This window comes from Xenorhabdus griffiniae, from assembly GCF_001028135.1.
GTDB classification, from domain to species: Bacteria; Pseudomonadota; Gammaproteobacteria; order Enterobacterales; family Enterobacteriaceae; genus Xenorhabdus; species Xenorhabdus bakwenae.
This window is the reverse complement of sequence record NZ_LDNM01000029.1, coordinates 1-21,801: the sequence shown is the minus strand read 5'-3', so window position 1 is coordinate 21,801 and position 21,801 is coordinate 1. Positions and strand designations below refer to the sequence as shown.

The window sequence follows — 21,801 nt, the reverse complement described above, 5'->3', positions numbered from 1 at the left end:
GGTATTACAAGCAGGATTTTCTAACCTGAATGTTATTTGATCATTCATGCGGTTGCCCTGGGTTTATATACTCGATAAATTTCACGTTGCAATCCGCAAAACGACGCGAGGCCTTATATTTCCCCGCTTTGCGGAGAAATATAACACGCATCTTGAAGTTGGATTGATATATATCATTTCCGCTTTTTTATTGACGGCATCTTATTAAGATTAGGATATCAATTTAGCTATTATGAGTAGAGAAAAAATAATTTTAATTAATTTTTTTTATTCATAAATAAAGGGATAACGAATAGAGTTAATAAGGTCGAAAATTAAAAAATTAAGCGTATAAAGAGTAAAGGCATAAAGAAATTGAGGGCAATGAATTGTCTGGTTGGCTTGATGAAGGTAAACTGCGCGTTTTGTTTTATTTTGGAGTCATAGCAATATGAACGAAACCGCGAATTGGCAGCCAAGTGCCCCTATCGCCAATTTATTGAAAAAGGCGGAGATCTTAGCAGAAATACGGCGCTTTTTCGCAGATCGTGGGGTGTTGGAAGTTGAAACACCTGCCATGAGTCAGGCGACTGTCACCGACGTTCATCTGGTTCCTTTCCAGACACAGTTCGTTGGGCCGGGAGCGGCAGATGGCTTGACTCTGTACCTGATGACCAGCCCTGAATACCACATGAAGCGTCTGTTGGCCGCTGGCAGTGGTTCCATTTATCAGATGGGGAAAAGTTTCCGTAATGAGGAAGCGGGTCGTCATCATAATCCAGAGTTCACCATGCTGGAATGGTATCGTCCACATTACGACATGTATCGTTTGATGAATGAAGTGGATGACCTGTTGCAACAGATCCTGGATTGTGAAAGTGCTGAATCGTTGTCTTACCAACAGGCTTTCATGCGATATCTGGATATTGATCCCCTTACCGCAAGCAAAGAAAAATTGCGTGAAGTAGCGGCAAAACTTGATCTCAGTAATATCGCTGATCAGGAAGAAGACCGGGATACTTTATTACAGCTACTTTTTGTCATGGGAATAGAGACTCAGATCGGCATTGAGAAACCGACGTTTATCTATCACTTCCCGGCATCTCAGGCAGCATTGGCAGAAATCAGCAAGGAAGATCACCGTGTTGCGGAGCGTTTTGAAGTCTATTTCAAAGGCATGGAGCTGGCGAATGGGTTTCGTGAGTTGACCGACAGCAATGAGCAACGTCTTCGTTTCGAACAGGATAACCGTAAGCGTGAAACAATGGGATTGCCGGTTCAGCCGATTGATGAATATCTGCTTGCTGCCCTTGCCCACGGCATGCCTGAATGTGCAGGTGTAGCATTAGGGGTTGACCGTTTGATTATGCTGGCATTGGGGGCTGAACGGATTAGTGAGGTTATCGCTTTTCCTGTTGGGATCTCGTGATAACGATGTTATATCGTTAATGCAATGAGTCACGATGGGGCAGTCTTGGACTGCCCCGTTTTTCTATGCTATTCGCACTGATTATTTATGCTCGTGGTGTTTTCTCAGGAACGTCACTGCCAAATCAGGGAAATCTGTGAATGCCCCATCGACATTGGCCTTGTCGAAAACGATATCAAACAATTGGTTGCCGCTGGTGGCATATTTTGGCAATTGATCGATACGGATGGTATACGGGTGTACCGCCAGATGGCTGGCGTGAGCCTCTGTTACCATGCCCGTTAATTTAATGTGGTTCGGCGTAGAGTCACTGGCGATAAGCATATGGTAATCAGGGCCAATTCCATCAGCATATTTTGCGACTTCTTTCATCGCGCCAGGTTTAAACATCCAGTCATAGCTATAATTCTGCCATGTACCATCTGACTTTTGTTCGTAAGTTTCGTTCCAGTCGGTGTAAGCGATAAGCTGGATCAGTTTCAGATCCATCCCCAGTTTCGGCTCTAGTTCATTTTTGATGCGTTTGAGTTCATTGGCATCAAAACATTGCAGGTAAACTTTATCGCTCTTTTTGGTGTAGCCATATTGTTTCAGAACTTCCAGCACTTTGCTGGTGATATCTTTTCCTTCCTGGCGATGGAACCACGGTGCTTTGATTTCAGGATAAATGCCAATGTCTTTGCCCGTGGATTTATTCAGGCCTTGAATAAATTCCAGCTCTTCCTGAAAGGTATGAATATGGAAATCTGATTTACCCATCGGGAAACGTCCGGGATAGCTTTGGGTTTTTTTACCATCCTTGATATCAAAACCTTCCGTAAATTTCAGTGACTTAATTTCTGGCAGGGTAAAGTCAATGGCATAATAGCGGCCGTCAGCACGGGCGCGGTTTGGAAAACGTTCTGCGACATCCGTTACGCGATCAAGGTAGTGATCGTGCAGAACAATGAGCTGGTCATCTTTGGTCATGACCAGATCTTGCTCAAGATAATCCGCGCCTTGTGCATACGCCATTGCTTTGGCGGGTAATGTGTGTTCAGGCAAATAACCACTCGCGCCACGATGGGCGATAACAATCTTATCGGCTGCATGTGCAATACCTGACATGGATGATGCTAACAAAATACCGGCCATAATTGCCTTCATAGGGGTCTGCATTGAGATTCTCCATTTTATTCTAATAAAAATCTTAGATAAAAGTTGATGTTACTTACCGTTTTACTGATTTTTCGTCAGCAGCCAGAAAAATAGGTGATCATTCAAGTCGATTTTTATATAAGATGATGACATAACACAATCCTGAATATTAATGTTATCAGCAGTATGTCACAGTTTTATGACATGAAAATTTTTCTCCGGGTTCTGTTTATACTCGATAAACTTCAAGTTGCAATCCGCAAGACGACGCGAGGCCTTATATTTCCCTGCAGCGCGGGGAAATATAACACGCATCTTGAAATTGGATTGGTATAAGTGGGTAATGATAAGGTAAGCATTATTTAATATTACTTTATGTGGGTGTAAATATTCAGCCTTTATTATCATCAATTAAAGGTGTTTTCAAAATCAAAAAGGTGCTAATAAAGTGTGGATATGAGGAATATATCTATAAGGTAAAAGCAAGCAGTCTATTTAACAGAGCAGAGTAAATAGACTTATTCATCCATGAAATCGCAGTACAAAACGTTGTACTGCGATTGATAAGGTGATTAATTGGCGTCTTTCAGTTGTGTTTTATTGACCTTGACGGGCAATTTCCTGCTTATGTTTATGTTCACTTAACATCACAAGCACCAGCAGAATAACCGAGAGGATACAACCGCCGATCATGACCATAAAGCCGCCGTCCCAACCGGAATAGTCAACGGTATAACCGACGATGATACTGGCCGCAACCGAACCGCCCAGATAGCCAAACAAACCAGTAAAACCTGCGGCTGTTCCTGCTGCTTTTTTCGGTGCCAGTTCAAGGGCATGCAGGCCGATTAGCATCACCGGGCCGTAAATCAGGAAGCCGATAACCAGCATACAGAGCATATCGATATCAGGGTTACCTTCTGGGTTCAGCCAGAATACGATAGTAGCGATGGTGACCAGTGTCATAAAGAATACACCGGTGGCACCACGGTTGCCTTTAAATACCTTATCCGACATCCAACCACACAGCAGCGTACCCGGAATACCCGCGTACTCATACAGGAAGTAAGCCCAGGAAGACTTATCCATGGTAAAGTCTTTCACTTCTTTCAGGTAAGTGGGTGACCAGTCAAGAATACCGTAGCGCAGTAAATAGACGAAGACGTTGGCAACGGCGATCATCCACAGCAATTTATTCGGCAAAACGTACCGCATGAAAATTTCTTTTGCAGTCAGTTCCTTTTCATTGTTTTCGGTGTAATCGGCCGGGTAGTCGTTTTTATACTCTTCGATTGGCGGTAAGCCACAAGATTGTGGTGTATCGCGCATTAAAGCGAAAACGATGAATGCCACGATGATAGCGGCAAAGGCGGGCATATAAAATGCCGCTTTCCAGTCATTGAACCAGACCATCCCCAACATGAACAGTAAGGGGGGAATGCCTCCGCCAACGTTATGCGCACAGTTCCAGACAGAAACAATGCCACCACGCTCTTTCTGTGACCACCAGTGAACCATAGTACGTCCACAAGGCGGCCACCCCATCCCCTGGAACCAGCCACAGAGGAACAGCAGAGAAAACATGATAGCAATGCTGGACGTTGCCCATGGTACAAAGCCCATAAATAACATCACTGCCGCCGCCAGTATCAGACCCGCCGGCAAGAAGACACGTGGATTCGAGCGGTCGGAAACGGAACCCATGATGAATTTTGAGAAGCCGTATGCAATTGATATGCCTGACAATGCAAAGCCAAGATCCCCCTTAGAAAAGCCTTGTTCAATCAAGGCAGGTATGGCGAGTGCAAAGTTTTTCCTTACCAGATAGTAAGCTGCGTATCCAAAGAAGATCCCTATAAAAATTTGCCAGCGCAAGCGACGATAGAGTGGATCTATTTCCTGCGCGGGCAACCGGGCCTTATGAGGCGTCGGCTTGAAAATACTTAACATATTTTTTGTCTCCACGTGACTTTTGTATGAGCGAATCACCACCATCAAGCAGTGATGGCGTTAAACGAAAGATTTTATCTATTTATTTTCTATATCGAAGCTAATATTAGCTGAAAACAACCTTTTATGACTGTGAGGTATCGCTAACATATAGATATAATTTCGCAAAGTCGATAATTTTGAGTGATTTAGCGCTTTTTTTGAAGACAATTTATTTATATTAGTGTGATGACAATCACAATGAACGGCCTTTTGCGCTATTTTTCATTTTCGCGCATTTAAAGTTTGTATATATTCTCGACCCAATAAAAGCGCATTATTATTAGGGGATTTGTCTGAAGTAGTCACCATAGAAAAGTCAGATAAATATAATCCACACAAACATTCCTATGATAAAATTATTTAATTAATCACTGTTGGCGTTTTTCTGTCGGCTTTTTTTAACAAGTGGTACTGTTTTTTTGATGGCATTATTTGAATAATGTTTTCATTTTTCCATGTAATTTATTTTTATTTACATGCTTTGCGTTTTTTGTAACGCGCTTATAAATAAAATTATTGAAATTAAAATTCAAAATAATAGATATTACTACAAATAGTTATTCATGCTGCTGATAGCCGTTTTTATGCAGGGTTGGATGACTATTTTATGATGTAAATTACAATAATATCAACTTGTTAGTTAGAATTGGTTGCAGATTGTATAGGCGTAATACACTCTGCCTTCCAAATAATAATTAGTTTTATATAAGCTGATTATTTAACTAATAAAAGATTACAAATTAATACTAATTAATCTATTTATTAAATTCGCAATAAATTTTTGCAATTTATTTTTATGATCCAGTTAGCGTCAGCATAAGGTATTTGAAAATACTGAATGCAGACAAAAATTGGAAGATAACGACTACCAGCATTGACGCCTCTATTCATCATGAAAAGTGATGAAACTAATGAGGCTCAGAATGAGAGCATCATTATGAATACTTATACACACAAGGCAATATTACACACAGCATTTACTACTGGGCAAAAAAATTCTCCGGCTGTTGAAACTGAATTTAATCGTAATATCAGACACATGACAGCAGAGCTAGAACCATGGTTTAAGAACGTTCCTGTTCGGTTGGTTGAGTTGGCAAAAAGCATACCCAATGAGGTCGCTGTTGCTGATCCCCATGAAACGTTAACATTTGGTGAACTGAACCAACGCATTGATAATGCGACAGAAGTTTTGCGTCTCCACGGGGTCAAAATGGGTAGCAATGTTGCTATTGCGGCGCAGCGGGGGATTGCATGGTTTGTCACCATGCAGGCCATTTGGCGAATTGGGGCGGTATATATCCCTTTAAATACCATGATGCCGGAAAAGCGCCTGAACGATATTCTTACCCGTCTGCCGGAAAGTATTTTGGTAGCCGATAATACGGTTCCGGCAGGGCTTAAGGCGTCAACATTCATCCCTATGGAGACTATCTTAGATAAGGTCGCTCAAACTCAACGGGCAAAAAATAGGGATATTCCTGTATTGGGAGATCATCCGGCTTATGTGATGTTTACTTCTGGCTCTACAGGATTGCCAAAATCAGTACAAGTTCAACATGATAACCTGGCTGCCTGCCTATGCGGATTTGGCAAACTGTTATCAATCAGCCCGCGTGACCATATGCTGGCATTGACGACATTCTCCTTTGATATCTCAGTGCTGGAATTGCTGCTGACCGTGGTGCATGGTGGCAGTATCTACATCGCTTCAATTGATACCCAACGCGATGCAATGGCACTGTCTGACACACTGTCAAAACCACAATTCACTTTCGCTCAGGCCACTCCGGTGACCTGGTCCATGGCCCTGAATGCAGGATGGATGCCGCGCCCAGAAATGAGCATGCTTTGCGGAGGAGAAGCGTTGTCACAAGATTTGGCCGATCAACTGACAGCCACCGGAAGCACATTATGGAACGTTTACGGCCCAACGGAAACAACCATCTGGTCAACTGCGTTCCGCATGAAAAAGGGTGATAAAGTTCAATTGGGGGGGCCTGTTCCGGGCACCAGTATCACGATTGTCGATAAATATCTGCGGACTGTGCCGAAAGGCACTGTGGGCGAAATTCTTATTGGTGGATTGGGCGTGACCGCAGGCTATCGCAATAATCCAACTGAAACCGCCAAAAGATACGTTCCCGACATAACTCAAAAAGGTAAAAGGGCCTATTTGACGGGAGATATGGCACGTATGCTGGAAGATGGCACCCTCATTTATATGGGGAGGCAAGATGATCAGGTAAAAGTGCGGGGATATCGGATCGAGTTAGGTGAGATAGAAATTGCATTGAGAAAACAACATGGTGTACAGGATGCCATTATCCGGGTCGCGGGCCGTGGTGATTTTGCCAGAATCCAGGCATTTGTATTGTTCAATCCTAATCTGGTGGTATCGCAGGACTGGGTACGGGAGACTCAACGCTCTCTCAGAGAAGTACTGCATGAAGCGTGGATACCGGCTGAATATTACCGTATTCCCTATATTCCGCTGACAAGCAGTGGCAAAAGAGATAAAAAGCGGTTGGAAGACGTTGCAGAGCGTCTAAATGCCAGCCATGACAGAGTACAGCCGCAAACGGAAACTGAAAAACGTGTTTATGAAATTTGGCGTGGTTTACTGGGGGCAGATGTATTCGGTATCACGGATGATTTCTTCCAGATCGGAGGGCATTCCATCCTTGTCGCCCGCATGGTAGAACAGATTGAAAAAGCGTTTTCGCTAAGGGTTCCGATTTCTGGGATCTATGTTGAGCCGACGGTTGCCAGAATAGCCACCATTTTGGATGAAATGTTCGCTGAACGTCAGGTCAATCCTGTTCAATTCTCAGGAAGATACCAGAATGAAGCGTTAATTCGCCAGCATGCTGAGACGCTCAGGAAGGATGTTTACCTGCAAGAAGGAATTCGCCCTGATGGATTGGCTCATGCCAATTGGTATCAGCCAGACAAAATATTACTGACCGGCGCGACCGGCTATCTTGGGCTGCATTTGCTGGAGCAGTTGCTGAAACAAACCTCGGCCCGCATTATTTGCTTGTGCCGTGCATCTGATGCAGAACATGCCCGTGAAAGAATCAAATCTGGATTCAAGAATTACCGCATTGATGTTGGTAACGGGCTTGAACGGGTCGATTTTATTATCGGTGATTTAGGGCAACCACGTTTTGGTTTATTGCCGGAGTTATGGGCACAACTGGCAGAAGAGGTTGATGTTATTTACCACAACGGAGCATGGGTTAATTTCATTTATCCTTATCGTGCCCTGAAAAGTATCAACGTTGACGCGACCCGAACAGCGTTGGATCTGGCGTGCACGACGCGTTTGAAACATTTTCACTATGTCTCCTCTGTAAACGCCCTGTATGCCACGCAGTCGCCTCGCCCCTATATGGAAGATGATCGGGCCATGAGTGAGCCGGTTCGTGATCCTTGCGGTTATTCGGGCAGTAAATGGGTATCGGAAGGGATGATTAATATTGCCCGTCAAGGGGGCGTTCCTGTTAGCATTTACCGGCCTGGGTTGATCCTCGGCCATACCCGCACAGGCGCGGCGCAGGGTAATGATTATCTGATAGCATCGTTGAAAGGCTATTTGGCCATGGGCTTTTATCCTGACCATGCCCTGTTGCTGGATATCGTGCCGGTCGATTATGTGGCGACCGCACTGGTGCATCTTTCCCGCCAGCCGGAATCTAATGGGAAATTCTTTAATCTGTTCAACCCAGAGCAGGTTTCTGTCCGACAATTTTTCGATTGGGTACAAGATTTTGGTTATATCCTCAATCCTGTTCCATTCAATGAGGGGAAAGATAAGATCCTGGCGCTGGATGATACTCACCCATTGTATCCTTTGATCCCACTGATCAGAGACATGACTGAAAGACCTTATCGCGCATTAGATCCGGCTTATGTTGATGAACTCCGCCCTGAATTGGAACTGAAAAATACGCTGGCGGGATTAGCGGGGAGTCATATCCGTTGCCCCACAATTACAGCCGGATATGTTCATCAAGTATTACGTTATCTGATCGGTACTGGATTCTTACCGGCTGCCCTTTCCGACAGTTTCAAAAAGGAGGTTGTATCATGGAACAGTTAACTGAAAAGGATGCCATGAATTGGATGATCGTCATTAATGGTAAAAAGCAGTATTCAATCTGGCCTGTTGGGTATGAGATCCCGTTGGGATGGATGGCAATCGGCAGAACCGGAACGAAAGAAGAATGTTTGAGTCATATCGCTAAAATTTGGCCGGAGCCAACAAAATAGATCTCACTGATTGACATCGTTTAATCAAATTGAGGGCATGTTCCTGTGGGGCATGCCCGTTTTATTTCTGCTTCGCAATCACTTAATACAACCAATCTTTACCTATCTGGTCTGCGGCCAAAATCGCAGCGTAAACCTGTTCTGGTGTCACCACAAAGGGCATATTGTGAATGGTTTCACCCTCAGCACAACTTGCAAGAGCAACTTGCATGATTTTTTGATGCAGTTTCTCACTATCGCGTAAGCCCAATTGCTCCAGTGTGACGGGTAGCCCGACCTGTACACAAAAATCGAGCACAGTTTCCAACTCTTCACTTGGGCTATTTTCTAAGATCAATTGTGTCAGAGTACCAAACGCAACTTTTTCACCGTGATAAAGGTGATGGCACTCTTCCAGCACGGTGAAACCATTGTGGATGGCATGAGCGGCTGCTAATCCCGCACTTTCAAAACCAATGCCACTCAAGTAGGTATTGGCTTCGACAATATTTTCAACGGCGGGTGTGCTGACACCGGCTTCTACCGCCAGTTTTGCTTTATAACCTTCCGCCAGCAAGGTTTCATAACACAGTTTTGCCAATGCCAAACCGGTGGTGGATGTTGCACCGCCAGCCATGGTTGGTTTGTGGGCGGTACTGCTGGCTCGTGCCTCAAAATAGGTGGCGAGTGCATCTCCCATACCTGCGACAAGCAGGCGAACCGGTGCTTTAGCAATAATATTGGTATCCATTAGCACGATATTGGGATTCTGTGGATAGAACAGGTAGCTGTCGAATTCACCGAGTTCAGTATAAAGAACAGAAAGGGCACTGGTCGGTGCATCTGTTGATGCCAGGGTAGGCGAAATAATCACAGGTATTTTGGATTCGTATGCAACAGCCTTGGCAGTATCAATCGTCTTTCCTCCCCCGATCCCGACAACCGCCTGACATTGTTGTTCCAACAAAATGGCAGATAAGCGATGGATTTCAGTGCGGCTGCACTCACCATTGAAAAGTTCGAAATGGCTGGTCACTTCGTGTTCTTCCAGGCTTTTGCTGACGGTATCGCCAATCAGGTTCATCACGAAATGATCGGCAATCACGAAGACGTGGTCAGCAAGCATTTTGGTGTATCGACCAAGGTGAGATAACGCACCTGGCCCTTGGATATATTTGGATGGAGACTGGATCACTTTCAGCATAAGAAATATCCTTCTTTACTGGAAACTAGGCATGAGTGTCACAATACGAGTATAGGGCAAGTAACGAACTGCCCATCCACACTATACGGCAAAATAACCGAGAAGTTATGAGCAAAAGCAAGAAATGAGTGATGTGAGGGGGAAACACTGGCGGAACGATGAGTCCCCCTGATTGATTCAGGGGGATGTTTTTAGTTGGCTTTGGCCAGGATTTTTTCTTCTGTTTGGGCGAAAAAGTATTTCAGGATTAAGTTCAACAGAATGCCATAAGCAGGCAGGAAGAACAGCATGCAGATAAACAGCTTGAAGGCATAATCTACTAACGCAATTTCTACCCAATGGGTTGCCATAAATGCATCCGTGCTGCGGTAAAACGCGATAAAGAAAAAGGCCAGTGTATCGAGCATATTACCGAAAAACATGGCGGCAGCCGGTGCTATCCACCAGTGGCTTTTTTGGCGAAGACGATTGAAGACCCCAACATCCAGTATCTGGCCGAGTACATAAGCCATAAAGCTAGCGGCGGCAATGCGGGCGACAAAGACATTAAAGGTGGCCAATGTCCCGAATCCCTGCCAGGTTCCCTGAAAAAACAGAGCTGAAATCAGATAAGAGATCAGCAACGCGGGCAGCATAACGGAAATAATGATCCGGCGAGCTAATGGCGCACCATAAATACGTACAGTCAGGTCAGTCGCCAAAAAGATAAAGGGAAATGTAAATGCTCCCCAAGTGGTATGAAAACCAAAAATGGAGATGGGTAATTGCACCAGATAGTTACTGGAAGTAATGATCAAAATGTGAAAAAGCGACAGCCAGATCAGTGCTCTAGCCCGCTGTTGCGCAGTCAATTGCAGCATATTGTACCTTTTTGGTGGATGGGGTGAGGGAACCCAACAAATTAATCTACCTGAAGATCAGGCCGTGAGATCATACGTGTGTTGCGCAATAAAAGTAAAGTACGGCAGTTGATGATATTTTGTAATATAATCCACCGCCACACAGATTGTTTGAACCTACAGAGATGGTTATGTCCGAAGTTTTTGCCAACCCCGACAAGACACTTGATACGTTAGGATTACGGTGTCCAGAGCCGGTCATGATGGTGCGCAAGACCGTCCGCCATATGACGGCGGGTCAGACGTTATTGATCATTGCGGATGATCCGGCAACAACCCGTGATATTCCGGGGTTCTGTCGCTTTATGGATCATGCGCTGATCGCCCAGGAGACAGAGCAAACTCCCTATCGATATCTGCTCAGAAAGAGTGAACACTCTGTTTAATTGAGAAAAGTCTATATAATTAACTAGCGGAAAACAGGCTCTATGCCAGACTTTGAATAGGGTGTTTGGTCTACTATCAGCCTCGCTGAGTGCCATATTTCCTTTTTCCTTAATAGCAATTTTATGTCGTTAATTGTAATTTTGAAAAGGTGCAGGGTATGAACATGCACCTTTTCGATTTGTTATCTTCCTTTGTGACTTCTTTACCATCCGCTTGCTGGTGGCAATTTAAGTTGATATGCCATTTATTGCGCTTTTGATTTATTCCTAAGCAGCCGAACCGCGTTTACTGTTACTAAAGCCGTCGCTCCCGAATCGGCCAGAACTGCCATCCATAGTCCGGTAATACCCAACAGGCTCGTGATAAGAAAGATCGCCTTTAAACCTAACGCAATGGTGATATTTTGGCGGATGTTATAACGAGTTGAGCGAGACAGAGCGATAATTTCAGGTAAACCCGTCAGTCGGTTATGTGTCAGGGCGGCATCGGCTGTTTCTAATGCAACATCTGTGCCGCTGCCCATCGCAACACCGATACTGGCGGCTTTCATGGCTGGCGCATCGTTGATACCATCACCGACCATCATAGTATGATGTTTTTGGTTCAACTCAGTGACCGCTTTCACTTTATCTTCAGGCAATAACCCTGCGCGATAATCAATACCCAGCCGATTTGCAATGGCGGCGGCGGCACGGGGATTATCACCCGTCAGCATCACGGCCTCTATACCCTGTTTTTTCAGGATACGGATAGCATCTATGGCATCCTGACGCAAGGAATCTTGCATAGCGATAAGCCCCATCAGTTGCCCATTCTGCGTGACAGCAACCGCTGTTTTTCCATCGTTTTCCAGTTCTGTGACTCTTTGTTGCCAGTTTTCGGACAAGGTATTTTCCGGCAATCTTCCGGGGGCGGTGACGAGAATTTTTTGCCCCGATAATTGCCCTTCAACCCCGATCCCGGCCAGCGCCTTGCGCTGTTCAGCCTCAACAACTGTCACACTTCTATTGTCGGCGGCATTCAGGATAGCTTTTGCTAAAGGATGATGTGAGCCACTCTCTACGGCCCCCGCGAGTGCCAGCAAGGTTTCTGCACTGATATTTTCCACAGGTTCAATGTCAGTAACCTGGGGTTTTCCTTCGGTCAACGTTCCGGTTTTATCCAGCGCAATTGTACTCACTGACCCAAGTTGTTCTAAGGCTGCTCCTCCTTTGATAAGGGAGCCACGACGGGTTGCTGCGGCCAGTGCGGAAGTAATGGCGGCGGGCGTCGAGATGACCAGAGCGCAAGGACAACCAATTAACAGCAGAGTCAGGCCACGGTAGAGCCAGGTTTCCCAAGAGCCGGCAAAAAACAGAGGCGGGATCAATACGACCAGTGCTGAGAACAAGATAATCAGCGGAGTGTAGACACGACTGAATCGGTCGATAAAGCGCTCAATCGGCGCACGACGCTCTTCCGCTTCTTCAATCAGTTGCAGGATGCGATCAATGGCGTTGTGACCCGGTTCAGAGATCACCTTCATCTGCACCGCACTATCGACAGAAAGGCAACCTGCGGCGACTTTTTCACCTTGCTGCCGTTCAACCGGAACCGATTCACCGGTCAGAGCACTTTCGTCGAAACTGGCAAAGGGACTGAGCAGTTCGGCATCGGTAGGTAAACGGGCACCGGGGGCGATTTCGATGATATCCCCCGGCCGCAGATCTGCCGCTGGCACTGTTTCCTTTTTTCCATCCTTAATGAGGAGGGCTTGTTCAGGAACTAATGCCATCAATGCACTGACGCCACGACGTGCGCGTCCGGCGGCATAGGATTCCAGTATTTCCCCCAACTTGAACAGGAGAATAACCATTGCTGCTTCTGCGGTGGCATCAATAAACAAGGCACCAATGGCCGCAACACTCATCAACGTTTCAATGGCGAAAGGCGTACCAGAACGGATCAGTTTGATGGCTTTGGTCGCTACCGGATATAACCCAATGAGCGTAGTGATGATGAAAGCGATCTGTCCGGCGGGGGCATGGGCTTTTGATATTCCCCAACTGATGAACATCAAGGCGGTTAGGATCAAGATTGGGGAAAAGGTTTTCCAATGATTGACTTCGGGAGGCAGTTTAGATGCTGAACTTGCCTCTTTGATAGTAAAGCCGGCCTGTTTTACTGCTTGTTCAACGGCCGCACGAATATCAATATCAGCATCGACCACCAGTTTTTCTGTTGTAAACAGAACCTTGACCTGCTTGGCATCGGGCAGTTTTTTGACCGCATTTTCGATCTTTCCGGCACAGCTTGGGCAATCCATGCCTTGGATAGTCCAATTAAAACGCTGTCTCGCGGTTAATCCGGTGAGAACGCTTTCCGGTATGGCATGGGCATGATCGAGTGAACAGAGTGCGCCGCTCTGCTCATGCTCATGTTCATGTTCATGTTCATGTTCATGTTCATGAGAGTGCGCGGTGCCAGTAGAGCAACAAGCATGGTGATGGTCTGGCGCGTGAGAATTATGTGAATGCCCACTTACATTATTGGCGACATTCTGGTGTTCATTTTTTTGGCAAGATAGGGAATTGTGCTGTGATTGCTTATGTTTTTTGGACGTGGATAACATAGGCGACCTCTCAATATAGAGTTAATACTAATGATTAAAGTTAACTCTACACGTTGGAGTAAACTCCAGAGTCAAATCCAATAAGGGGAATTCTTTTGATGATTTGTGCTATCGCTTTTGACAGTTTAAAAGGGAAACGGTGCTGAGCAATGATATTGATACTGTGTGCAAGAAGTCGCAAAATGTTGATTCGTTATTAACGAACAAATAACGTTTTATTATCAAAAATAAAGAACGTCAATGAGTAATTACGCGAATTACTCATTGATGACATTTGCTTTGTTGCCAATCGGAAGAAAACAGGATGAGTCACTGGATATGGGAAGTTATTTTTTCTCCTGTTGTTTCTCTTTTAGTTGTTTTTTCTGCCAGACCAATAATTCAAAGACGCCGAAAAAGAAGATTTTGGTCTGGATAAAACCAGACAGCTTTTGATCTTTAGGCTGGGAGTTTTTCAGCAGTAGTAACTGAAAAGAATGCATGATTACCGTAAATACCATTGCAATATTCATAAAATATTTTAATGGACTAGGGAATGGGTGAAACAAATTGAAGATCATGATCCCCCAGACTAAGATCATGATCCCTCTTCCTAATTGAATAAACATCATCGACTCCAAAATCGAGTTTACGCCGTTCTGACACCCGATTACGGGTGGCGAATATATAACCGATAAGCAACTTGTCCGGCTGTTTTTTGCCGATGCAGTTGCCAGTTTGGGGGAACTTCTGTTGCCGCAGATTCTGCTTCTGCCTCAACATAAATCCAGCTTTCTTCTGCTAGCCAGTTGTTGGTTTCCAATAAATTGATGGTTTCAGTCAACATCCCCTTACGGAATGGCGGATCGAGAAAAACCACATCAAATGGTGTTCCGGTGTTGATAAGGTATTGTAGTGCATTACCTTGTACCACATCGGCATTCTCAGCTTTCAGTAAGGCTAAGTTAGCCGATAGTTGTTTCGCCACATTGCGATCGTATTCAATTAAGGTTGTGTGGCTGGCATAACGAGACAAAGCTTCAAATCCAAGCGCTCCGCTGCCTGAGAAACAATCCAGGCAACGAGCACCCTGAATCACTGGCATAAGCCAGTTAAAAAGTGTCTCGCGGACGCGATCTGTTGTTGGACGCAAGCCGTCACTATCAGGAACCGGCAATTTTCTTCCGCGCCATTTTCCGCCAATAATGCGGATTTGTCCCAAAGACGCGCACTGTGGTTTTTTAGTCATAATTTACATAACTTAAATATTTGCCATCCGACGCAACGCAATAATATCTGGCGGAGACAAAAAGTGAGTGAAAACGAAGATATCCATTGATTAATTTACCACGAAATCCTCTATAGATATGTGTTGTGGTGTGATGAAAATGTTAGACTGGATTCATTACCGTTAGAACCTATCTCAGTGGATATAACAGCACATATCTAACTTAAGCGCGAGGAGTGTAGTGGCCGATGGCAAAAGAGAAAAAAAAAGGTTTCTTCTCTTGGTTTGGACTTGGTCGTCAAGATAAGGAACAGCAAGAGGAACAAGCCGAACAAGAAAGAGTGGCTGCGGAAGAGGCGGAGCAGCAGCGCTTAGCGAAAGAAGCAGCCTGTCGTGCGGCAGAAGAGGCTGAGCAGCAGCGCTTGGCGGAAGAAGCAGCCCGTCGTGCGGCAGAAGAAGCTGAGCAGCAGCGTTTGGCGGAAGAAGCAACCCGTCGTGCGGCAGAAGAAGCTGAGCAGCAGCGCTTGGCGGAAGAAGCAGCCCGTCGTGCGGCAGAAGAAACCGAGCAGCAGCGCCTGGCAGAAGAACAGGCGGCCTTACCTAAGGAACAAGAACGGCCAACTAAAGAAGGGTTCTTTGCTCGTCTGAAACGCAGCTTAGTTAAAACTCGTCAAAATCTAGGCTCCGGCTTCTTGGGACTATTCCGCGGCAAAAAAATTGATGATGATCTGTTTGAAGAGCTGGAAGAGCAATTATTGATTGCAGATGTGGGCGTTGAAACGACCCGTAAGATCATCACTAACCTGACAGACCACGCCAGCCGCAAAGAGTTGAAAGATGCGGAAGCGCTTTACACTAAACTGAAAGAAGAGATGTCAGCCATTCTGGCGAAAGTTGATAAGCCGCTGGAGATAGAAGGTAAATCACCTTATGTCATTCTGATGGTCGGTGTGAATGGTGTTGGTAAAACGACCACGATTGGAAAGTTAGCGCGTCAATATCACTCTCAAGGTAAATCTGTCATGCTGGCGGCTGGAGATACCTTCCGTGCCGCCGCAGTAGAGCAGTTACAGGTTTGGGGAGAACGCAACAAAATCCCAGTAGTTTCCCAACAGACGGGGGCAGATTCCGCCTCGGTGATTTTTGACGCCATCCAGTCAGCCAAGGCTAAAGGTATTGATGTCCTGATCGCCGATACCGCAGGGCGCTTGCAGAACAAATCCCATTTGATGGAAGAGCTGAAAAAAATCGTTCGAGTGATGAAAAAACTGGATGAAGACGCACCTCATGAGATTATGCTGACTCTGGATGCCAGCACAGGTCAAAATGCAGTAAGTCAGGCTAAACTATTTCATGAAGCAGTGGGATTGACGGGTATTTCATTGACCAAACTGGATGGTACTGCGAAAGGAGGGGTTATCTTCGCTATTGCCGACCAATTTGAGATCCCAATCCGCTATATTGGTGTGGGTGAAGGCATTGAAGATCTCCGTCCATTCAAGGCAGACGATTTTATTGAGGCTCTTTTTGCCCGAGAGGATTAACTATCAATGATTCGCTTTGAACAGGTCAGTAAAGCCTATCTGGGAGGGCGGCAGGCGCTGCAAGGGGTGGATTTTCATCTACTCCCAGGAGAAATGGCATTTTTAACCGGTCACTCAGGGGCCGGTAAAAGTACACTTTTGAAACTTATCTGTGGTATTGAACGCCCAAGCGCAGGCCATATTTGGTTTTCTGGTCATGACATTAGCCGACTAAAATCCAGAGAGACGCCTTTTCTTCGCCGTCAGATCGGTATGATTTTTCAGGATCATCACCTGCTGTTGGATCGCACCGTATACGAAAACGTCTCTATGCCGTTGATCATTTCAGGGGCAAGCGCTGAAGACATTCGTCGACGGGTCTCTGCGGCGTTGGATAAGGTCGGCTTACTGGACAAAGCGAAAAACTTCCCCATTCAGCTTTCCGGTGGAGAACAACAGCGTGTTGGGATCGCCCGCGCGGTGGTGAATAAGCCCACCGTATTGCTGGCAGATGAGCCGACGGGAAATTTGGATGGGGCATTATCAGAGGGGATCATGCGTCTGTTTGAAGAGTTTAACCGAGTTGGTGTGACGGTTCTGATGGCTACCCATGATACGGCCCTCATTGAACGAAGAAAATATCGTATCTTGACCCTGAATCAGGGGCGCATGCAAGGAGGACATCATGGTTAGGCATGTCCGTCATTCAGCGAAAAAAACACCCACACCAAAATCCAAATCATTAAAAGGGGGATGGCGTGTACAGTGGCGTTATGCGTGGAAAAGTACGCTGTCGGATATGTTTCGCCAACCACTGGCAACCTTGTTGACCATTATGGTAATCGCAATTTCACTGACTTTGCCGAGCGTGTTTTATATCGTTTGGAAAAACGTCAATCAAGCAGTGATGCAGTGGTATCCCATCCCACAACTCACGGTCTATCTGGATAAGTCACTGAATGATAATAGCGTCAAACAGGTTATTGAGCAGTTGAAAGGCATGGATGGTGTGAAATCGGTCAATTATCTTTCCCGTGACGAAGCCGTAAACGAATTCCGTGCCTGGTCAGGTTTTGCCAGCGCACTAGATTTGCTGGAAGAAAACCCTTTGCCGGCAGTTGCCATCGTCTCTCCTAAATTGAATTTCCAGGACACTCAGGCGTTAACAACATTACGCGATCAAGTTGCGCAGATTAAGGGCATTGAAGAAGTCAAAATGGATGATAGCTGGTTTGCCCGCTTGACTGCGTTGGCTGACCTTGTTGGCAGAATTGCTGCCGTGATAGGTATCTTAATGGTGGTTGCGCTGCTCTTGGTCATTGGTAACAGTGTCCGGCTGAGTATCTTTAGCCGTCGTGAGACGATTAATGTCATGAAGCTGATTGGGGCAACGGATGGTTTTATTTTGCGTCCTTTCCTCAACGGTGGAGCCTTATTAGGGGTTTTGGGGGCAATATTCTCCTTGATTCTCTCCTCCATGCTGGTGTGGAAACTGTCTAATGTGGTCACAGAAGTAGCGAGTGTTTTCGGTACAAGCTTTATACTGCACGGTTTGGAGTGGGATGAATCACTCTTATTAGTGCTTATTTCGGGTATGATTGGTTGGATTGCCGCATGGTTTGCGACAATTCAGCATTTACGTCGTTTTAGGCCAGAATAAAGGGGTTGCAGGGTTTGTTGAACTGTCTGGCTTAATTGCTGTCAAAGTCACAGTTATGATTTTGTATTGATACTCACACAACTGAGACGATTTGAATATGATCTCTACGGTGGTAAAATAGACGAATCTCTGGCTTGAATAAACCTGACTGGTAAATTCAGGTAAACTTGAAGGCCATCAATTTGGATCTAATTTTGAGAGAATTTGAATGACAAAAGAAATGCAAACTCTGGCATTAGTTCCACAAGGTAGTTTGGAAGGGTACATCCGTGCCTCCAATGCTTATCCTATGCTTTCTGCCGAGGAAGAGAAGGAATTGGCAGAAAGGCTGCATTACCAGGGCGATCTGAATGCAGCGAAAAAGCTGATCCTTTCTCACTTGCGCTTCGTTGTTCATGTTGCCCGCAGTTATGCCGGTTATGGTCTGCCGCAAGCGGATTTAATTCAGGAAGGTAATATTGGCCTGATGAAAGCGGTTCGTCGATTTAATCCAGAAGTGGGCGTTCGTCTGGTTTCTTTTGCTGTTCACTGGATTAAGGCAGAAATCCATGAATATGTATTGCGTAATTGGCGTATTGTGAAAGTGGCAACGACAAAAGCTCAACGTAAGCTGTTCTTTAATTTGCGCAAGGCTAAACAACGTCTGGGGTGGTTCAACCAGGATGAAATTGAACTGGTTGCCAAAGAATTGGGCGTGACCAGCAAAGATGTCCGAGAGATGGAATCCCGCATGTCAGCACAGGATATGGCATTTGATATGTCTTCTGATGATGACAATCATGATAGCCATCCAGTGGCTCCGGTGCTGTATTTGCAAGATAAGGCTTCTGACTTTGCCGATGGCATTGAAGAAGATAACTGGGAAACTCACGCTGCGGATAAACTTTCTGTGGCGATGGAAGGGCTGGACGAACGTAGCCAGGACATCATTCGTTCTCGTTGGTTGGATGATGACAATAAAACCACCTTGCAAGAATTGGCAGATAAATATGGTGTATCTGCTGAACGAGTTCGGCAGCTAGAGAAAAATGCCATGAAGAAATTGCGACTGGCTATTGAAGCGTAATGGCTTAACTGAGCAAAACTTTTTGGATTAAAAAGCGATAATTTGTTTATCGCTTTTTTTATGCGTGTAAAACAAACAGCACCAAAGCACCGAGGAAATTCCATGATGAAAATTGTGATTGCCCCTGATTCATTTAAGGAAAGTTTGAGTGCCTTGCAGGTGGCACAGGCAATAGAGCGGGGATTTAAGGAGATTTATCCCCAAGCAGACTATATCAAGCTCCCTATGGCGGATGGCGGCGAAGGGACAGTCGAAGCACTGGTGGCTGCAACCGGAGGAAAACGTATCGTGTGTACTGTTACTGATCCTCTGGGACAGCCGGTTGAAGCATTTTGGGGTCTGCTTGGCGATGGAAAAACTGCGGTGATTGAAATGGCTGCCGCTTCTGGTTTGCATTTGGTGCCGATGGAACAGCGTAACCCTCTGATAACGACGAGTTATGGCACGGGAGAACTGATTCTGGCTGCATTGGAACAGGGGATACACAAACTGATTTTAGGCATTGGAGGTAGTGCAACCAACGATGGTGGTGCAGGTATGATGCAGGCACTTGGGGCGAATTTATTGGATGGTGACAGTCGTATTCTGCCATTCGGCGGTGCGGCATTAATCCGGCTGGAACGTATTGATTTAACGAATCTTGATCCACGTCTCAGGCACATTGAACTTACCGTGGCTTGTGATGTGAATAATCCGTTGTGTGGTGAACAGGGCGCATCAGCGGTGTTTGGCCCACAAAAAGGCGCGACGCCGGAGATGGTGAAATCGTTAGACTCGGCATTGCGTCATTATGGCATGAAAATAGAGTCCCTAACGGGAAAACGTGTGATTGCTGCTGCGGGGGCTGGCGCGGCCGGAGGAATGGGAGCTGCCTTATTGGGATGTATGGGCGCAAGATTACAGCCAGGTATTGAGATTGTTATCGAAACCTTGCAACTGGAAGACGTGATTCAGGGGGCAGATCTGGTCATTACGGGGGAAGGTCGCCTGGATAGCCAGACCCTATACGGTAAAACCCCCATTGGTGTTGCCTGTGTGGCGAAAAAATTTGGCATTCCCACCATTGCGTTAGTGGGGGGAATGAGCCGGGACTATCATGTTGTGCATCAACATGGGCTGGATGCGGTCTTTTCCATCATACCCGAGGCGTGTTCCCTTGCCGATGCCCTTGCTAATGGTGCCGATAATTTGCAGGTAACGGCACGGAATATTGCAGCAATTTGGGCTATTTCCCATTGAATGCTACTTGATGAGCACTATCGCCGTTTACTGTGTCGTTGAGTCATGATGGCAGTAAAACTGATAGATACAGCAAATAACAACGCTCCCAGTAAAAATACCCAATCACAGTTGCCCGTTCTTCCACAAACGTTGCTAACAATAAAGTGGCATGGGTGGGTGTCGATATCCCCAGAGTGAAACCGTATAAAGCTGTGACAATGATTAACGTGGGAATGCCGAACCGATATGTGATGGAAAACAACAGAACCAAAGCCAGATTTAGCAAACTGCTGACCATCAGGCCATTTATTGCCGAATTTGGTGACCGTCTGGACGGTCACCTCTGGAAAAGCATTTGCACAAAATGCAATACAGGCTCAATGGGATCATTGAAATCAGCAACATAACAGGCTTCTGACGAATTTATTTTGCCGGATTTACCAACCATTCTTGCCTATAATTGTCTCGGCAATGGGGAGATATTGATCCGTAATTTTATTCACACTACAGTCCTCTTTCTTGACGGGTTTGCAATCTTCGAAAAACCATTGAATTGGCGTATTAAATATATCGGCAATATTCACGAGATGGGAGATGTTGATCCGATTCACTCCCGTTTCGTAACGTGAAAGTTGCTGTTGACTGAGGCCAAGTTCCTTTGCTAATGCTGTAGCAGTGATACCCAACTCTTTCCTTCTGGTCTGAATACGTTTTCCGACTAATAGGTTTGCATCTTCCATATCTCATCCTTTTTTCATTAGTAAGTTATGGCGTCATCAAGGAGAATTGCCGAAGCTTAAAATGAGTTCGATTTTTGCCCCGTTGGTTGCTCGTAAAATAGAGCCTGCCTTGACGGATTTACTCTCGTTCATGGTATGCCTATTGATACCACCTGATTCGCCGTTTTTGTTTTCTAACATGCGTCTTTTTTTGTCATCCTTGCCTTATGGCTACCTCTGCATATTTTTTCGGTTGAGTTACCGATACGGCTTAGACAGAGTTTTTATTCTCCTTGCATGAAAGATAATCAATATTTTTCTGATTTTTATTTTATGGGATTTTATATATTTTAATAAATTTATTACATTGATTTTTAATGATTTTTAGTTAATCAATTAAGGCAAACATGCAAAATTAGGTTAATTTTTGTCTAACCTCATATTTGTCGACATATATCATTCTTGTTGATGATTTTCCTTAGGTTATAAACTGGACAAAATATATCAAACTGT

18 protein-coding genes are annotated in these 21,801 nt (G+C 45.3%); 10 read left to right on the top strand and 8 right to left on the bottom strand.

All coding sequences use genetic code 11. The features are described 5' to 3' along the window. The first annotated feature begins 430 nt into the window (after window positions 1-430). Window positions 431-1,408: an elongation factor P--(R)-beta-lysine ligase gene (gene epmA / locus AAY47_RS07850; RefSeq protein ID WP_047768574.1), complete on the top strand. Its 978-nt coding sequence runs from the start codon at window positions 431-433 to the stop codon at window positions 1,406-1,408. An 81-nt stretch (window positions 1,409-1,489) separates the two neighbouring features. On the opposite strand, the gene glpQ is transcribed toward epmA, so the two are convergent. Together glpQ and glpT are read right to left on the bottom strand one after the other, a co-directional pair. Continuing rightward, window positions 1,490-2,566, bottom strand: a complete 1,077-nt coding sequence (glpQ, locus tag AAY47_RS07845) for a glycerophosphodiester phosphodiesterase (protein WP_047768572.1) — start codon at window positions 2,564-2,566, stop codon at window positions 1,490-1,492. A 576-nt stretch (window positions 2,567-3,142) separates the two neighbouring features. After that, window positions 3,143-4,495, bottom strand: coding sequence for a glycerol-3-phosphate transporter (gene glpT / locus AAY47_RS07840; protein WP_047768570.1), 1,353 nt, complete (start codon window positions 4,493-4,495; stop codon window positions 3,143-3,145). 979 nt (window positions 4,496-5,474) lie between these two features. On the opposite strand from glpT, the gene AAY47_RS07835 reads away from it, so the two are divergent. After that, window positions 5,475-8,642, top strand: a complete 3,168-nt coding sequence (locus AAY47_RS07835; protein ID WP_235428316.1) for a thioester reductase domain-containing protein — start codon at window positions 5,475-5,477, stop codon at window positions 8,640-8,642. Then, window positions 8,630-8,812 carry an MbtH family NRPS accessory protein gene (locus tag AAY47_RS07830; protein ID WP_047768566.1) on the top strand — a complete coding sequence of 61 codons (183 nt, stop codon included), beginning with the start codon at window positions 8,630-8,632 and terminating at the stop codon, window positions 8,810-8,812. Before AAY47_RS07835 ends, AAY47_RS07830 begins: the two co-directional genes overlap by 13 nt. An 82-nt stretch (window positions 8,813-8,894) precedes the next feature. On the opposite strand, the gene AAY47_RS07825 is transcribed toward AAY47_RS07830, so the two are convergent. Further along, a complete protein-coding gene (locus AAY47_RS07825; RefSeq protein WP_047768564.1) occupies window positions 8,895-9,995 on the bottom strand; it encodes a glycerol dehydrogenase in 1,101 nt (366 codons plus the stop codon). Between the two features lie 191 nt (window positions 9,996-10,186). Beyond that, window positions 10,187-10,855 (bottom strand): 7-cyano-7-deazaguanine/7-aminomethyl-7-deazaguanine transporter, encoded by a 669-nt coding sequence (locus tag AAY47_RS07820; protein ID WP_047768562.1) that lies wholly within the window; start codon window positions 10,853-10,855, stop codon window positions 10,187-10,189. Window positions 10,856-11,025: 170 nt separating this feature from the next. Here AAY47_RS07820 and tusA point away from each other — a divergent pair, with 170 nt between their 5' ends. Then, a complete protein-coding gene (gene tusA / locus AAY47_RS07815; RefSeq protein WP_047768560.1) occupies window positions 11,026-11,280 on the top strand; it encodes a sulfurtransferase TusA in 255 nt (84 codons plus the stop codon). A gap of 245 nt (window positions 11,281-11,525) precedes the next feature. Here tusA and AAY47_RS07810 read toward each other — a convergent pair whose 3' ends face one another. From AAY47_RS07810 to rsmD, 3 genes are all read right to left on the bottom strand, one after another. Then, a complete protein-coding gene (locus AAY47_RS07810; protein ID WP_047768559.1) occupies window positions 11,526-13,892 on the bottom strand; it encodes a zinc/cadmium/mercury/lead-transporting ATPase in 2,367 nt (788 codons plus the stop codon). A 326-nt stretch (window positions 13,893-14,218) separates the two neighbouring features. Next, a complete protein-coding gene (locus tag AAY47_RS07805) occupies window positions 14,219-14,500 on the bottom strand; it encodes a DUF1145 family protein (RefSeq protein WP_047768557.1) in 282 nt (93 codons plus the stop codon). Window positions 14,501-14,541: 41 nt separating this feature from the next. Further along, window positions 14,542-15,120 carry a 16S rRNA (guanine(966)-N(2))-methyltransferase gene (rsmD, locus tag AAY47_RS07800; protein ID WP_047768555.1) on the bottom strand — a complete coding sequence of 193 codons (579 nt, stop codon included), beginning with the start codon at window positions 15,118-15,120 and terminating at the stop codon, window positions 14,542-14,544. A gap of 227 nt (window positions 15,121-15,347) precedes the next feature. On the opposite strand from rsmD, the gene ftsY reads away from it, so the two are divergent. The 6 genes from ftsY to AAY47_RS07770 all read left to right on the top strand — a co-directional run bounded on the left by ftsY (window position 15,348) and on the right by AAY47_RS07770 (window position 20,976). Further along, window positions 15,348-16,643, top strand: a complete 1,296-nt coding sequence (gene ftsY / locus AAY47_RS07795) for a signal recognition particle-docking protein FtsY (RefSeq protein WP_047768553.1) — start codon at window positions 15,348-15,350, stop codon at window positions 16,641-16,643. A 6-nt stretch (window positions 16,644-16,649) separates the two neighbouring features. After that, complete coding sequence (gene ftsE, locus AAY47_RS07790; RefSeq protein WP_047768551.1) at window positions 16,650-17,315, top strand: cell division ATP-binding protein FtsE; 666 nt, start codon at window positions 16,650-16,652, stop codon at window positions 17,313-17,315. Further along, window positions 17,308-18,282 (top strand): permease-like cell division protein FtsX, encoded by a 975-nt coding sequence (ftsX, locus tag AAY47_RS07785; RefSeq protein WP_047768550.1) that lies wholly within the window; start codon window positions 17,308-17,310, stop codon window positions 18,280-18,282. Before ftsE ends, ftsX begins: the two co-directional genes overlap by 8 nt. Window positions 18,283-18,490: 208 nt before the next feature. Next, window positions 18,491-19,348, top strand: coding sequence for an RNA polymerase sigma factor RpoH (rpoH, locus tag AAY47_RS07780; RefSeq protein ID WP_047768549.1), 858 nt, complete (start codon window positions 18,491-18,493; stop codon window positions 19,346-19,348). A 105-nt stretch (window positions 19,349-19,453) separates the two neighbouring features. After that, complete coding sequence (locus AAY47_RS07775; protein ID WP_047768576.1) at window positions 19,454-20,587, top strand: glycerate kinase; 1,134 nt, start codon at window positions 19,454-19,456, stop codon at window positions 20,585-20,587. A 200-nt stretch (window positions 20,588-20,787) separates the two neighbouring features. Beyond that, window positions 20,788-20,976, top strand: a complete 189-nt coding sequence (locus AAY47_RS07770; protein ID WP_152669787.1) for a hypothetical protein — start codon at window positions 20,788-20,790, stop codon at window positions 20,974-20,976. Window positions 20,977-21,006: 30 nt separating this feature from the next. Here the strand turns inward: AAY47_RS07770 and AAY47_RS07765 are convergent, their stop codons facing one another. Continuing rightward, window positions 21,007-21,309, bottom strand: coding sequence for a helix-turn-helix domain-containing protein (locus AAY47_RS07765; protein WP_047768547.1), 303 nt, complete (start codon window positions 21,307-21,309; stop codon window positions 21,007-21,009). Window positions 21,310-21,801: the final 492 nt, after the last annotated feature.